The sequence below is a fragment of the Rubrobacter marinus genome (assembly GCF_011492965.1).
In the GTDB taxonomy this organism is placed as follows: domain Bacteria; phylum Actinomycetota; class Rubrobacteria; order Rubrobacterales; family Rubrobacteraceae; genus Rubrobacter_F; species Rubrobacter_F marinus.
This window is the reverse complement of record NZ_CP045121.1, coordinates 1,869,259-1,883,245: the sequence shown is the minus strand read 5'-3', so window position 1 is coordinate 1,883,245 and position 13,987 is coordinate 1,869,259. Positions and strand designations below refer to the sequence as shown.

The window sequence follows — 13,987 nt, the reverse complement described above, 5'->3', positions numbered from 1 at the left end:
CGCTCGCGTTAGCCGCGGACGCGCTGGAGCTCGCGGAGGAACTCGGCGTTGGTGCGGGTCTCCTTGAGCTTCTGGATGAGGAGCTCGACCTTCTGGTCGGTGCCCAAAGCCCCCAGGATGCTCCGGACCTGCCAGACCCGCTGGGCCTCGGCGGGCTCCATGAGGAGCTCTTCCTTGCGCGTGCCGGAGTCCTCGACGTTGATCGCCGGGTAGATCCTCTTGTTCGCGAGCTTGCGCTCCAGGTGGAGCTCCATGTTGCCCGTGCCCTTGAACTCCTCGTAGATTACCTCGTCCATGCGGCTCCCGGTCTCCACGAGCGCGCTCGCCAGGATGGTGAGTGACCCGCCGTCCTCGATGTTCCGGGCCGCGCCGAAGAACTTCTTCGGCGGGTAGAGCGCGGCGGAGTCGACGCCGCCGGAGAGGATGCGCCCCGAGGCGGGTGCGGCGAGGTTGTAGGCGCGGGCGAGGCGCGTGATCGAGTCGAGCAGGACCACTACGTCCTCCCCCTCCTCGACGAGCCGCTTGACGCGCTCGAGGACGAGCTCGGCGACGGCTATGTGGTTCTCGGAGGGCTGGTCGAAGGTCGAGGAGACGACGGTCGCCTCCTGCACGCTCCGCTCCCAGTCCGTAACCTCCTCCGGCCGCTCGTCGGCGAGGAGGACGAAGAGCTTGACCTCGGGGTAGTTCGCGGCGATGGACTGCGCGATCTGCTTGAGGATCGTCGTCTTACCGGCCTTCGGCGGCGAGACGATGAGCCCGCGCTGGCCCTTCCCGATCGGCGCCGTGAGGTCGATGACCCTCGGGGCGATGTCGTTGGGCTTCCACTCGAGGCGGAGGCGGTCCTCCGGGTAGAGCGGCGTCAGGTCGTCGAAGCTCGTCCGGCGGCGGCCCTTCTGGGGCTCCGTGCCGTTGACCGTCTCGATGCGCACCAGTGCCGGGTACTTCTCGCCGTCGCGCGCCGGGCGAATCTGGCCGACCACCTCGTCGCCGCGCCTGAGGTTGAAGCGCTTGATCTGGGACGTGGAGACGTAGACGTCGCCCTTGCCCTGGCTGTAGCCGTTGGTCCTTAGGAACCCGAACCCGTCGGGCAGGACGTCGAGGACGCCGCTCTGGACGGGGGCCTGCCCGTCGCCGCGCTCGGCCTTCTCTCCCTTGTCCCCGCGCCCCTCGCGCCGGCCCTCGCCCTTGTCGCGGCCCTTCTTCTCGTTGCGCCGCTTCTCGACCTCCTCGGGGGCCGCCACGGCGGCGGTGTCGGCCTCGCCGAAGGGGTCGGTGCGGGGGGTCTCGGTGGCGACGCCGGCGGCGCCGTTGGCCGACCCGTTTCTGGCCTCGGTCGCCGCGCCGTTGGTCGCGGCGGCGCTATCGGCGGCGGGCTGCTCGGTCGTCGCGACCGGTTCGGGCTCGGTCTTCGCGCCGTCGGCCTGCTCGGTCGCGGTCTTGTAGATCAGCTCGGCAAGCTGGGGCTTGCGGTACTTGCGGTACGACTCGATGCCAAGCTGCGAAGCGATCTGGTGCAGGTCGCTCAGGGGCTTGCGCTCGAGGGTGGCTAACTCCGTCATATTTCTCTACCTCTCCTGTTTCGGTACGCGAATGCGTGGCTTCATAAAATGGTGAACTTATCTTTTTAAAGCTGGAAGCCCTGCGTCCCGGCCTCGGGCTCGAGGGCATGGATGGTGTCCATGAATCGTACCATACGGGGTTCGGTGGACATCACCACGGAGTGGGTCCTGCCGCCCCCGCGAAAGTACCTCACCCCGTTGAGGATCTCGCCGGACGTGATCCCCGTCGCCGCGAAGACGACGTCCGTGCTCCGGACGAGGTCGTCCATCGTGAGCTTCTTCTCGGGATCGTCGAGGCCGTACTCCCTGAGCTTCTCGACCTGGGAGCGCTGGGTGGGCCACATCTTGGCCTGCATCTCCCCGCCGAGGCACCTCATCACGGCGGCGGCGAGGATACCCTCGGGCGCCCCGCCGATGCCCATGATCGCGTGCAGCCCCGCCCCGCGCAGGCCCACGGCGATCGCCGGCGTGAGGTCGCCCTCCTGCCGGAGCTGGATCCTGGCCCCCGTCGCCCTTATCTGCTCGACGAGGTCCTCGTGCCGCTCGCGTTCGAGGACCGCCACGGTTATCTCCGACGGCCTGCGCCCGTAGCCCTCCGCGATGGCGTTTACGTTCTCCGAGACGGGCGCGTCTATGTCGATCCTGCCGCGCGAGTTCGGGCCCACGATGAGCTTGCTCATGTACATGTCGGGCGTCTTGAGCATCGTCCCCCTGGGGGCCGCCGCGATCGCGGCGATCGAGCCCTGCTGCCCGCGCGAGAGGAGGGTCAGGCCCTCGATCGGCTCGACCGCCAGGTCGACCTCGCCCTGATCCGGGTCGGCCGTCCCGAGCGTGTCGCCGAGCTTCAGCGTGCCGGGGGAGGCGACGAGGGACTGGATCTCGCCCTTCTCGTCGAGGCGCTCCTCTCGAAGTATCGCCACGCGCCCGCAGAAGGGCATGGCGTCCAGCTCTTGCCTCAACGTCTCCATGGCCAGAGGGTAGGCCCGCTCGGGGACCCCGGCCCCGCCGAACGGCGCGACCCGGAGGGCGACGCGCTCGGTGACTGCGGCGTATTCGATCGCGAAGGCCGCAACGCTCCCGGAGCGACGCTCAGCCATGCTCATACAAGAAGACCACTCGACCTCCCCTACAAACCGGGGTCCTGCGGTTGCGAAGACCCATCGGGTCGGGCTCCATCGGAATCGACGCGGGACTGCCGGAGGTTAGACCTGCCGGTGGTGCGTCGATGCCATTATTATACACCACTTCTCTTGCCGGGGTCACTCCCGACGGGCCCGGCCTCGAAACGAGCGATGGCCTCCCGGGCGAGGGCGAGGAGCGCCCCGTCGAGGGCCGCGCCTTCTCCGGCCGCGGCCACGGGGTCGTTGTCGCAGTACAGGACCGGCCTGCCCTCCTCCGCCCCCCGGCGCGTGACCACGTCGATCGCCGCCGCCTTTATCTCGGTCAGGTACGCGTCGAACGGGAGGTCGCGCGCGGCGTCGAGGTCGCGCGCGAGCGCCTTCCTGTCCGAGAGGTTCCCGGAGGAGGCGACCACCTCGCACCCGTAGCGCTCCTCCAGGTGCCCGGCGAGCTTCGGGAGCACGGCGGCCGGCGCCGTCGAGACGTAGGAGACGCGCAGGCCCGAACCTCGCCGACCGGTCGGGGCCGGAAGATCGTGGGCAGAACCGGGAGATCCGGCCTCACCTCCCCACCGCCTCCACGACGGCCCGCACCCTGGCGGCGTCCGCCATCGGCTCCTCGCTCATCGTCAGCAGCAGGAGGTCGGAGACGAGGAGCCGATAGGCCCCGAGGTACCCGGCTATGTACTCCGGGTCCTGGTGGGCCCCCGCGACGAGCACGCGCCCCCAACCTCGACCGGCGGCACCGCCGCCCCCGACCCGTCGAAGAGCGTGAGGTGTGTCTGAAGCCCGTTCGCGACCTCCGCCCCCTCCAGGACGTTCGAGACGAACGGCTCCCCGGAGAGGCCGCCGCCGCACCTCCTGCACCCGACCGTGACGACCCGGCTCAGCGCCGCCGTCTCGTAGCAGTCGCTCGCTGCGTGCGCCCCCTTCTCCAGGGCCTCCAGCAGAAAGTCGCTCCCGACGCTCATCTTGTGGCCCTCGATCACCTCGGGCTCCTCCGGCCCCCCGCGCCCCATCGAGACGACGCAAGGGTCGAAGCCGTTGCGCGAGAGCAGGCGGGCCAGGTACCCCGAGACCGCCGTCTTCCCCACCCTCTTGCCCGTCCCGATCACCGCGAGCGAGGGCTTCGTGGAGACGCGGCGCAACGCCGGCGGCGCGAGCTCGAAGTCGCTCCCCTTGTAGCGGGCCCCGGCGGCGAGGACGAGCGAGGCTATGCGCATCCGCTCCCGGTACCCGACCACCGGCTCGTCCGAGAGGTCCACGACCACCTCGACCCCCGGATGCTCGCGGAGCGCGTTCGCGACCGCGGAGACCGGGTCCGCGTCGCGCACGAGCGGCACGCCGTAATCCGTCCCCTCCTTCAGCTTCTCCGTGCCGCCTAGAAACGCCGCCGCCACGGCCGTCAGGCCCATCGAGCCCTCGATGGCCCTCATCGCCTGCAAGACGACGGGCGGGTAGTGCTCGCCGTCGATAAGGAAGATCGCCCTCAAGGGGGCCGCTTACGCGTCTCCCGTGCCCAGGCCGGGGATCTCCGACGGGGCCTGGACCTGCGCGTCTATCTTGTCCTCGTAGCGCGAGTACTGGTGGGTCTCGGCGTCGAAGTCGACCGCGAGCTCGCGCTCCTTGAAAGGGTACTTGCGGAAGACCTTCACGCGCGGACCCTCGATCTCGATGATGTTGTAGCAGGGGCGCGTGTTCCCCCTCAGGCGCGTCGTCGAGGCCGTGCCGGCATTCACGATAAACATGTTCTCCAGGCGCCACGAGTACGGGACGTGCTTGTGCCCGGAGAGGACGAGGTCCACGTCGAGCTCGGCCAGAAGCTCCAGGAGATCGCCCGCGTCGAAGATGATGTTCCGCTCGCGGCCCGTCCCCGGTATCGGAACGAGGTGGTGATGCACCACGAAGATCTTGAGCCGGTTCCCCGCGTTCTCGAAGCAGCTGCGGATAAAGCCGTAGTGCTCGCGCCCGACCCGCCCATCGTTGAGGTCCGGCTCGGAGGAATCGACCCCGACCATGATCGCCTCGTCGAACTCGATCACGGAGTACCGCTCGCCGAAGAGCCGCTCGAAGTGGATGTAGCCGACGTTCCGGGAGTCGTGGTTGCCCGGGATGACCATCACGTTCTGGCACCGAAAACGGCTCACGTACTCCGCCGACTGCTCGAACTCCTGCCGGTAACCCGCGTCCGTCAGATCCCCCGAGACGACCACCGCGGTCGGTTCCATGTCGTTGATCTCCAGGATGGAGCGTTCGAGGAGGTCCGGGATAAAGTAGGCGCTGCCGCAGTGGATGTCGCTGATCTGGCAGATCGTCAGCCGGCCGTCGCTGCCCATATCACCCCGTGAGTCTTGGTCTGCTCCGATGGCCCTCAAGTATATCCGAGCGCCGCCTCGCCGGTCAGGCGCCCATGCCGGGAAGCCCCGTCGGGACTCTGAAGCGGGGGGTGAAGAGGCCCACCCCGGCGGCGTAGACGGCGGCCTGGGTGCGATCCGAGACGCCGAGCTTCGCCGTAATGCTCTTGACGTGCGTCTTGACGGTGTTCGGGCTGAACCCAAGGTCCCCGGCGATCTCGGTGTTGGTCCGTCCCTTGGCCATGAGGCCGAGGATCTCGACCTCCCTCGCCGATAGCAGCTTCAAGAGCGCCTCCGCCCCCTTGCGCTGGTCGATGTCCTCGATCACGGAGATGAAGTAGTCCGGTTCGCCGGAGGGCTTGCGCGCCAGCGAGACGGAGATCTCCACCCAGACGGTGGAGCCATCACCCTTCACATAACGCTTCTCCATGGCGTAAGAGGGGATACCGCCCGCGAGCAGCTTCTCGACCTGCTCGAGATCGGCTTCGAGATCCTCCGGGTGGGTGACGTCCTGGAATGTCTTCTTCGTGAGGTCCTCACGCTCGTAGCCGACGATCTCGCAGAGCTTCTTGTTGACCCGGACCCAACGCCCGTCTAGGGCGACGTGCGCCATCCCTACCGCGGCGAGTTCGAAGGTGTCCTGAAAGTGCGCCTCCCTCTCCTCCAGGTAGCGCTCGCTCTCCTCGAGCCCGGCCAGCGCGGCCTTGAGCTCTGAGGTGAACCCCGCGACCTGGCTCCGGAGCTTCGTGTTGAGACGCAGGATCTCGAGCTCGGCCTTTTTGCGAGCGGTAATGTCTATCTTCACCCCCTGCCAGTAGAGTGGCTCCCCGCGCTCGTCGCGCAGCAGCACGGCCTCGTCGCGCACCCAGACCTCCCGCCCGTCCCTGGCGATGCAGCGGTACTCTTCCTCGAACGGCTCGCCGGTCCCGTTGCACTTGAGGTGGCGGGCCAGCACCCGCCCGTGGTCCTCGGGGTGGAGCGTGCGGAGCCAGAGCCCGGGGTCGGAGATCCACTCCTCCGGCGTGTGACCGAGCATCTCCTCGATCTGCGGGCTGACGTACACCGTCGAGCTCTCCGCGTCGTTCCTCTCGATGTACGTCGCCGCCGGCACCCGCTCGACCAGCCGCCGATACCGCTCCTCGGCCTCCCTGAGCCTGGTCTCCGCCTCGACGCGCGCGGTCACGTCCCGGCAGTTGAAGACGAGACCTCTCACGGCGGGGTTCGCCAGCTGGTTGTTGCACGCCGACTCGAACCATCGCCAGGAGCCGTCCTTGTGCCGGTAACGGATGACGACGCCCTCGTTGATCCCGGGCTTCTCGAGCTGCTCGTAGAACAGCGGCCACGCCCACTCCAGGTCCTCGGGGTGTATGAAGTCCGCCCCGACCTTCCCGACGGCCTCCTCCGGCTTGTAGCCCAGCAACCGCTCTATCGAGGGGCTGACGTACGAGAGCGTGTTGTCGGCCCTCTGCACCACGACAAAGTCCAGAGCGTTCTCGTTGAGCGCCCGGTGGCGCTCCTCGCTCGCGCGCAGGGCCCTCTCCGCCTCGACGCGCGCCGTCACGTCGCGGCAGTTGCACACCACCCCTCGTAGAACCGGGTCCTCGAGCTTGTTGTTGACGACGACCTCGAGGTAGCGGTAGGAGCCGTCCTCGTGCCGGTACCTCGCGGTCCCCAGGTTGTGCGACCCGGGGACCGGCAACACCTCGGCCACCTTGCCAAGAGCCCACTCGCAGTCGTCGGGATGCACGTAGCCCGAGATACGCGTCCCGACGAACTCCTGCGGGGAGTAACCCAGGATCTGGCCTATCGCCGGGCTCGCGTAGAGCGCGACGTTGTTCTCGTCGGCCAAGACCACGAAGTCTTGGGCGTTCTCCACCAGCGCCTTGAAGCGCTCCTCGCTCCCCCGCAACTCCTCTTCGAGCCTGACCCTGTCGGTTATGTCGCGGCCGTGAAACACGAGACCGCGCACCCCGGGCTCGTCGAGCAGGTTGGAGGCGGAGGTCTCGACGTGGCGCCACGTGCCGTCCCGGTGCCCGAGCCGCACCAGCGGCCCCGGCATCCCTACCACCCCCGGATTGCGAGCGGTCCACGCGAGGTCCTTGAGCGCCGCCGGATGGTCCTCCGGGTGGACAAACTCCAGGAGGTTCCTCCCCACGACCTCCTCGGGCTTGTGGCCGTACATCCGCTCCACGGAGGGACTGACGTACCCCAACACCCCCTCCGCGTCGGTGACGGCCACGAGGTCCGGCGCCCCATGCACGAGCGCCCTGAACGCCTCCTCGCCCGCGGGGCTACCCCCGATCCGCTCGCGCTCGCCGACGGCTCGGAGTACCACGGCGATCTCCTCTCCATGTCCCCCCCGCAGCGCGACTTCCGCCGTGAAACTAGTCCCGTCCGCGCGCCTGATGAGGAGCCCCCGTCGAACCTGCTCGTCGCCCGCAACTCCTCCCAGGCACGCCCGAGCCTCTCGTCTACGGGGTCGAAGTGCGCCACCAACGCGGACCCGACGAGCCGCTCGGACTCCAGCCCAAGAAGCCGGCAGGCCGCCGGATTGGCGTCCACGACGGTTCCGTCCTTGCCGGCCACGAGCATCCCGTCCCCGCAGCCTCGAATAGCGAACGGTAACGCCTTCAAAGACCCTCGTGGAGCCCAAACCCTAACTCCTCCCGCGTTCTCTCTAAGACCTCAAACCTGTACTGCCCCCAAAATGCGACCCGGTACAGGCTGGCGGAGATGCCTCCCGTTCCCGAACGTATCCGAAGATCGCGATACTAGCAAGGCTCTCGCCTCCGATGACGCAGCCCCATCACATGACCCGCCTCGCAACCGTACAAGCCACAAATACCCATTCGGGTGATGCCACGGACCCTACATTGCAACAACAAGCATTGTTTTGTTACTTCTTGTTACAGGAACGGGACGAAAACTTCCTCAGAAACACCCGGGTGGGTGATACCGGTGCGCACTGGCGCCGACTACGGTTGTGCAAGCGAGCGTTTTTCGGAGGTTCAGATGGAGCAGGACGCGCAAGACTGGGTCGCAGGAAGGGAGACGGTGTCACCGCTAGGTACGGAGGTCGACGCCGCGCGGGCCGCCCTCGGGAGGCTCGGGAGAAGCTGGAGGAGGTGTTGAAGAGGGTCGAGGAGAAGTTCGGCGACGAGCCGGACGTGGAGGTCGAGAGCGCTGTCCCTTGAGAGGCGGACGCGGGGACTGCGAGAGGAGGAGCAAGCGTGAGACGGCCGGCGGCGGCCGGGTTCAAGCAGGACGTGCTCCTTCGCGGGATGGCGTCATGGGCGGGCAGGGAGATCTGAAGCAAACGGCGGGCAAGAGTCGCCCCGCCTCGTTCGGAAGGAGCACGAGATGCACACTGTCAGGGGCAGCGGGTGGTTCAGGAGCGTGGGGGTGATGTTGATGGCGTTGCTCGCGGCGCTGTCGCTGCTGTGGCTCGCGCCGCAGGCTCGAGGCGAGTCCGAGGATAGAGGCGCTTCGGCCGAGAAGCCCAAGCTCTCCGCCGAGGAGGCCAAGAAACTGGATGAGGCGAAGGCGGAGCGGGCGAGGACGGCACCCGTCGGTCCTGCAGAAGCCCAGGCGCAGCCCGAGCGCCAGGTAGACAAGGATGCCCAGGGGAACCCTTACGTCGCGGGCGAGTTGATCGTCACGTACGAGGAGAAGGCCTCCGCGGCGAGCGAGGACGGTGTGAAACAGAAAGTCGGCGCGCGGGTCGACAAGGAACTCGCCGAGAACGACGCCGAGGTCCTCTCGTTCGCGGCGGTAAAGAACGAGCGGACCGAAGGAGCGCGAGAGCGAGGGCTGGAGCGCAAGAAGGAGGAGTTGGAGCGGGATCCCAACGTCGAGGCGACCGACTACAACTACGTGCGCAAGCCCCTGTTCACGCCCAACGACCCGCTCGCCCCCAGCAGTGGGGCCTGCCCAAGCTCAGGGCCTACCCGTCCTGGGACACGGCCAGGGGCACCGGGGCGACCATCGCCGTCATCGACAGCGGCATCGACGAGAGCCACCCCGACATCTCCGGGTAATGGACTCCTGGGACTTCATCAACAACACCCCGACCGTCGTGGACACGGAAGGTCACGGCACCCACGTGGCCGGTATAGCAGCGGCGCTGACCAGCAACGGCACCGGCATCGCCGGGGCCTCCCCCGACGGCCTGCTCTTCAACTACAAGGTGTGCGACGATCTGGGCTGCGCCGACGAGGACATCATCGCCGCCATAAACGAGGCCGTCCGGCTCGACGCCGAGGTCATCAACCTCTCGCTCGGCGGGTACGGCTCTTCTACAGTCGCGCAGAACGCTGTGGACAACGCGTGGAGGAACAACGTCGTGGTCGTCGCGTCGGCGGGGAACGACGCCGTAAGCACGCCGAACTACCCGGCCGCCTACCCGAACGCGATAGCGGTCTCGGCCACGAACACGTCCAACGGCGACTCGAACTTCTCCAACTTCGGAAGCTGGGTCGACGTCGCCGCGCCGGGCGGCCAGTTGGGCGCTCCCAACTCGCAGAGGATACTCTCGACCCTGCCGGTCGCGCTCGGAAGTTACGGGCACAAGAACGGGACTAGCATGGCGGCCCCGTTCGTCTCGGGGATCGCGGCCAACCTTGCCTCCCGGGGCCTCCCCGCCACCGAGATACGCCGTCGCCTGGAGGCGACCGCCACCGACCTCGGTGCTCCCGGCAAGGACGTGCTCTTCGGCCGGGGGCTCGTCAACGCTCATGCCGCCGCCACAAACGACACGGCCCCTGGGTGCGGTACTTGAACCCCGTCCCCAACGGGACCACCTACGATCGGACGCCGACGATCGGGCCACCGTCGCCGACGCCCAGTCGGCTCTGTCCAGGGCCAGCATCCAGTTGTTCGTCGACGGGCGCAAGGTGACGACCTTCGGTTACAGCGGCAGCCGGCTCAGCTACACCCGAGCCTCGCGCCGGGCTTCCACAAGGTCAAGATATACGTGGCCGATCCGCAAGGAATGTCGGCGACCGCCGGGTGGAGCTTCACGGTCAAGTAGCGCGCCGCCAATAGGGAGGGGCCGGGACCGACGATCCCGGCCCCCTCCCTGCCGTCACCAGCACCCGCCACCCAATCGCACCGTCCGCGGTAGGAGCAGGCTCGAAGTCCTCCGAAAGCCTGCCCGCACGAGCGAGACCGCGGTCCCCGTTCCTCGGCTAGCGCTTCGGGCGTAGGGGAAGTTACCGGAGGCCAGCGGCGCGCTTCGACCGGGCGAGGAGGCGGACGTGAAGGAGACGTTCTTGAAGAGGCGAGGATGAAACCGCCGAGATCCTCGCTGCTGGTCGGCGCGCTGTACGCGAGGCTGGGGCATCTGATCTTGTCAACCATAACCAGTAGTCTCGAGGTGGCGGAACCACTCTAGCTCCGCCACCTCGAGGCGCCTCCCGCGCAGCGGTCCGATACGAACGGCGCTATCTTGCGCAAGCACACGCTGCGCCCCGCCCGGCCACGTCTACGCAGCCCAGAGCGCAAGGGCCCCCGGCCCGCCTACATCCTCTCTGGCGCCTCGACCCCGAGGAGGTTCAAACCGGACGCCAGGACTAGCTTCGTGGCGGCGCACAGGGCGAGCCTCCGCTGCCTGAGGGCCTCGTCCTCCACGAGCACCTGGTGCACCGTGTAGAAGCGGTGGAAGCGCGTCGCGACGGTCTCCAGGTAGGTCGGCAGGGATGGACCTCCCTCTTCGCGGCGGCGTTCTGGATCACGCGCGGGAAGTCGAGGAGCTCGAGGAGGAGCGCTCGCTCCTCGGGGCGAACTCGCCCTCCGGGACGTTCCGGATCGAGCCCGGGTCCGTCTCGGCGCGGCGGAAGATGCTCGCGATGCGGGCGTGGGCGTACTGGACGTAGTAGACGGGGTTCTCGTCGGACTGCTGGACGGCGACGGCGAGGTCGAAGTTCATCTCCGTGCGGTGCGAGGAGCGCACGTAGAAGTAGCGCGCCGCGTCCTCCCCCACCTCGTCCATGAGCTCGTCGAACGTCACGAAGTTGCCGGCCCGCTTGCTGACCTTGACCTGCTCGCCGCCGCGGAGGAGCTTCACGAGGCGCACGAGCTCGACGTCGAGGAAGTCCTCGGGGAGCCCGAGGGCGACGATCCCGGCCCGGATGCGCGGCGGATAGCCCGCGTGGTCCGCGCCGAGCACGTCCACTGCGGTCCCGAAACCCCGGTTCCACTTGTCGCGGTGGTAGGCGAGGTCCGGCGCCATGTAGGTGTACGAGCCGTCCCGCTTCACGAGGACCCTGTCCTTGTCGTCCCCGAACCTCGTGGATTCGAGCCAGAGGGCGCCCTCGCTCTCGTACGCGTGGCCGCGCCCCTTGAGCTCCTCGATCACCTCCGAGACCTCGCCGGACTCGTAGAGGCTCTTCTCGTTGAAGTAGCGGTCGAAGCCGGAGCGGGCCCGGGCGAGGGTCTCCCGGATGCCGGCCATGCACCAGTCCGTCGCGAAGGACGTGATGGCCGGCAAAGCCTCGGCCGGATCGGCGTCCAGGTAGCGGTCGCCGTCCCTTTCCTTGAGGGCCTCGGCGATGTCGCGGATGTACTCGCCCTTGTAGAGGGCGGACGCGTCGGAGACGGGCCGCTCGCGTCCGAAGAGCTCGGCGTAGCGGGCGGCGACGGACTCGCCGAGGAGCCGGATCTGGTTTCCCCCGTCGTTGAAGTAGTACTCGCGCGAGACCTTGCGCCCGGAGGCGGCCATGATCCGGGCGAGCGAGTCCCCGTACGCGGCGTGGCGCCCGTGCGCGGCGGTCATGGGACCGGTCGGGTTGGCGCTCACGTACTCCAGCAGGATCGGGGCTCCGGACGGCTCCCGCCGACCGTAGCCTTCGCCGGTCGAGAGTAGCCCGCCGAGCTCCTCCCCGAACGCCTCCGACGAGACCCGGAAGTTTATGAACCCCGGCCCCGCCACCTCGACGTCCTCGACGAACGGCGCCTTCAGCGCCTCGGCGAGCCCCTGGGCCACCTCTCGCGGGTTGCGCCGGAAGACCTTCGCGTTCGCGAGGGCGACGTTCGAGGCGAAGTCCCCGTGCGCCGCCTCGTTGGGCCGCTCGACGTGCACCCCGTCGAGCTCCACCCCGTAGGCCTCCCGCGCCGCCTCGCGGAGGGCGCCGGCGAGCCGCGCTTCGAGGCTCACGAGCGGCCCTCCCCGCGCCCGAGCAGCTCGCCCATCAACCGCCGGTTCTCCGCCGACGCCCGCTCCGACGCCCCCTCGTCCCTCACGAACCGGACCTCGAACACGTCCCCAACGCCACACCCCTCGGGCAGCAGCTCCCGGGGCACGTCGAACGCCCTGCGCCCCTTCGGGTAGCCCACAAGTACCGCCATGCCATCGTCCTCGAAACTGTCTATCTGCACCTGCATATACATGCACATAGTACCGCTTTTAGGGGCAGTCGGCCGACCCGCGAGCGAGGGCTTTCGGGCCTGCTCTCCGCCCTTGCGCAAGAACCGGTCCGGTTAACCTCTATGTTGAAAGCAGAGGCGAGAATACCTTCGTCCGAGACGGCCCTATAAGCGGAGGCTAGTAGTGGTACTTCTCGCCCCGGCTGATCTTGGCCGCCCTGTAGAGCTGTTCGAGCAGGACCACCCGCGCCAGGGCGTGGGGCAGCGTGATGTCGCCGAAGGAGAGCCTGGTGTCGGCTCTCTGCAGCACCTCGGGCGCGAGACCGAGCGGGCCGCCGAGGACGAAGGCGACGTGGCTGTTCCCCGAGAGGCCGAGGTCGTCCAGGTGCCTCGCCAGGTCCTCGGAGGAGAACCGGCGGCCCCTCTCGCGGTCGAGGACGACGAGGTGTGCTCCTTCGGGGAGGCGCCTGAGGAGCCTCGTCGCCTCGGCGGAGAGCACCTCCGCGGGGGCGCGGCGGTTGAGGTCCTCCTCGGGGACCTCGACGACCTCGATCGGGAAGTAGCGGCGGAGGCGTTTGAGGTAGTCGTCCGAGCCGTCGGCGGCCCAACCTTTCAGTCGCCCGACGGCGAGGACGGTTGCGCGCCGGATCATGGCTTTCTACCCCAGGTCGAAGAGTCGGGAGCGCTCCGCGCCCTCCTCCCCGTAGCGGTAGACGTGTCGGTGGTCCTGGATGGGCTGGCCGACCTCGATCCAGGGCGTGGGGTGCCTGGCGATCGCCGCCCGTACCCTTATGCCGTCGTGGCCCGCGGCCTTGAGCACACGGCGGACGGTGCCGGTCGCTCGCATGGGGGAGTTGTTCGTCTCCGAGAGGTGGGCGAGGACGAGGTCCTTGAGGCCGTGCGGGGCGAGGGCGAGCGCCGCCTCCGCCGCCTGCTCGTTCGAGAGGTGGCCGATGCGCGAGGCGACGCGGCGCTTGAGATCCGCGGAGTACGGCCCGCGCCGGAGCCACTCCGGGTCGTGGTTCGCCTCGAGGACCAGGGCCTCGACGCCGCGCATGTGCTCGATGGTCTCGAAGCTGATCTCGCCGAGGTCGGTGGCGAGGGCGGCGGACCTCCTGCCGTCGGAGACGCGGAGGCCGTAGGTCGGGGCGTCGTGCGGCACCGCGAAGAACGTCGCGGCGAGGGCGCCGAAGTCCAGGGTCTCCCCGGCGGGGACCGGCTCGGACCCCTTCACCGCCTCCGCGACGCCCGGCGCCGCGTAGACCGGGATCCGTCGTTCGCGCAGCAGCGACTTCACCCCGGAGGTGTGGTCGGCGTGACCGTGCGTGACGAAGACGGCCGAGACATCGTCGAGGCCGCGACCGACGCGGGCCAGCAGCCCCTTGAGCTTCTTGCAGGAGAGGCCGGCGTCGACGAGGACCCCGCGCTTGCCGGTCTCGAGATAGGTGGCGTTACCCGAGCTGCCGCTCGAGAGTACGCTCAAACGAAAGACCGCTTCCAAGGTTCCTCGCTACCTCCAAGAGATACCGCTCCCGACCGGCGCAGATCTTAGCACGCCGCCCGGGAGGGCTTATCGTCGGGATCGGAGAACCCG

At 68.4% G+C, this 13,987-nt stretch carries 13 protein-coding genes and 2 pseudogenes; 2 read left to right on the top strand and 13 right to left on the bottom strand.

Annotation, left to right across the window (positions count from 1 at the left end; all coding sequences use genetic code 11):
• Positions 1-8: 8 nt before the first annotated feature.
• From rho to GBA65_RS26320, 8 genes and pseudogenes are all read right to left on the bottom strand, one after another.
• Entirely contained in the window at positions 9-1,559 is a 1,551-nt protein-coding gene (gene rho / locus GBA65_RS09610; RefSeq protein WP_166396376.1) for a transcription termination factor Rho, read from the bottom strand.
• A gap of 65 nt (positions 1,560-1,624) precedes the next feature.
• On the bottom strand, positions 1,625-2,656 hold the full coding sequence (locus GBA65_RS09605) for a fructose-bisphosphatase class II family protein (RefSeq protein ID WP_166396375.1): 1,032 nt from the start codon (positions 2,654-2,656) through the stop codon (positions 1,625-1,627).
• A gap of 137 nt (positions 2,657-2,793) precedes the next feature.
• Positions 2,794-3,141, bottom strand: coding sequence for a hypothetical protein (locus tag GBA65_RS09600; protein ID WP_166396374.1), 348 nt, complete (start codon positions 3,139-3,141; stop codon positions 2,794-2,796).
• Positions 3,142-3,238: 97 nt separating this feature from the next.
• Complete coding sequence (locus GBA65_RS09595) at positions 3,239-3,397, bottom strand: hypothetical protein (RefSeq protein ID WP_166396373.1); 159 nt, start codon at positions 3,395-3,397, stop codon at positions 3,239-3,241.
• On the bottom strand, positions 3,358-4,170 hold the full coding sequence (locus GBA65_RS09590; protein ID WP_166396372.1) for a hypothetical protein: 813 nt from the start codon (positions 4,168-4,170) through the stop codon (positions 3,358-3,360). Before GBA65_RS09590 ends, GBA65_RS09595 begins: the two co-directional genes overlap by 40 nt.
• A 9-nt stretch (positions 4,171-4,179) precedes the next feature.
• Positions 4,180-5,013, bottom strand: a complete 834-nt coding sequence (locus GBA65_RS09585) for a metallophosphoesterase family protein (RefSeq protein WP_166396371.1) — start codon at positions 5,011-5,013, stop codon at positions 4,180-4,182.
• A gap of 64 nt (positions 5,014-5,077) precedes the next feature.
• Entirely contained in the window at positions 5,078-7,366 is a 2,289-nt protein-coding gene (locus GBA65_RS09580; RefSeq protein ID WP_266096564.1) for a PAS domain S-box protein, read from the bottom strand.
• A 155-nt stretch (positions 7,367-7,521) separates the two neighbouring features.
• A pseudogene (locus GBA65_RS26320) lies at positions 7,522-7,623 on the bottom strand (PAS domain S-box protein); the annotation flags it as partial.
• A gap of 768 nt (positions 7,624-8,391) precedes the next feature.
• Here GBA65_RS26320 and GBA65_RS26315 point away from each other — a divergent pair.
• A pseudogene (locus tag GBA65_RS26315) lies at positions 8,392-8,766 on the top strand (S8 family serine peptidase); the annotation flags it as partial.
• Between the two features lie 301 nt (positions 8,767-9,067).
• On the top strand, positions 9,068-9,808 hold the full coding sequence (locus tag GBA65_RS09575; RefSeq protein WP_166396369.1) for a S8 family serine peptidase: 741 nt from the start codon (positions 9,068-9,070) through the stop codon (positions 9,806-9,808).
• Between the two features lie 740 nt (positions 9,809-10,548).
• Here the strand turns inward: GBA65_RS09575 and GBA65_RS09570 are convergent.
• The 5 genes from GBA65_RS09570 to GBA65_RS09550 form a co-directional block, all read right to left on the bottom strand.
• The gene (locus GBA65_RS09570; RefSeq protein WP_407691055.1) at positions 10,549-10,665 is read right to left on the bottom strand and encodes a DALR anticodon-binding domain-containing protein; all 117 of its coding nucleotides are present in this window, start codon (positions 10,663-10,665) and stop codon (positions 10,549-10,551) included.
• Positions 10,666-10,759: 94 nt separating this feature from the next.
• Positions 10,760-12,184 carry an arginine--tRNA ligase gene (gene argS, locus GBA65_RS09565; RefSeq protein WP_166396368.1) on the bottom strand — a complete coding sequence of 475 codons (1,425 nt, stop codon included), beginning with the start codon at positions 12,182-12,184 and terminating at the stop codon, positions 10,760-10,762.
• The gene (locus tag GBA65_RS09560) at positions 12,181-12,375 is read right to left on the bottom strand and encodes a DUF3006 family protein (protein WP_207956285.1); all 195 of its coding nucleotides are present in this window, start codon (positions 12,373-12,375) and stop codon (positions 12,181-12,183) included. Before GBA65_RS09560 ends, argS begins: the two co-directional genes overlap by 4 nt.
• A 196-nt stretch (positions 12,376-12,571) precedes the next feature.
• On the bottom strand, positions 12,572-13,045 hold the full coding sequence (locus GBA65_RS09555) for a 23S rRNA (pseudouridine(1915)-N(3))-methyltransferase RlmH (RefSeq protein WP_166396366.1): 474 nt from the start codon (positions 13,043-13,045) through the stop codon (positions 12,572-12,574).
• A 6-nt stretch (positions 13,046-13,051) separates the two neighbouring features.
• Positions 13,052-13,876, bottom strand: a complete 825-nt coding sequence (locus tag GBA65_RS09550; RefSeq protein WP_166396365.1) for an MBL fold metallo-hydrolase — start codon at positions 13,874-13,876, stop codon at positions 13,052-13,054.
• Positions 13,877-13,987: the final 111 nt, after the last annotated feature.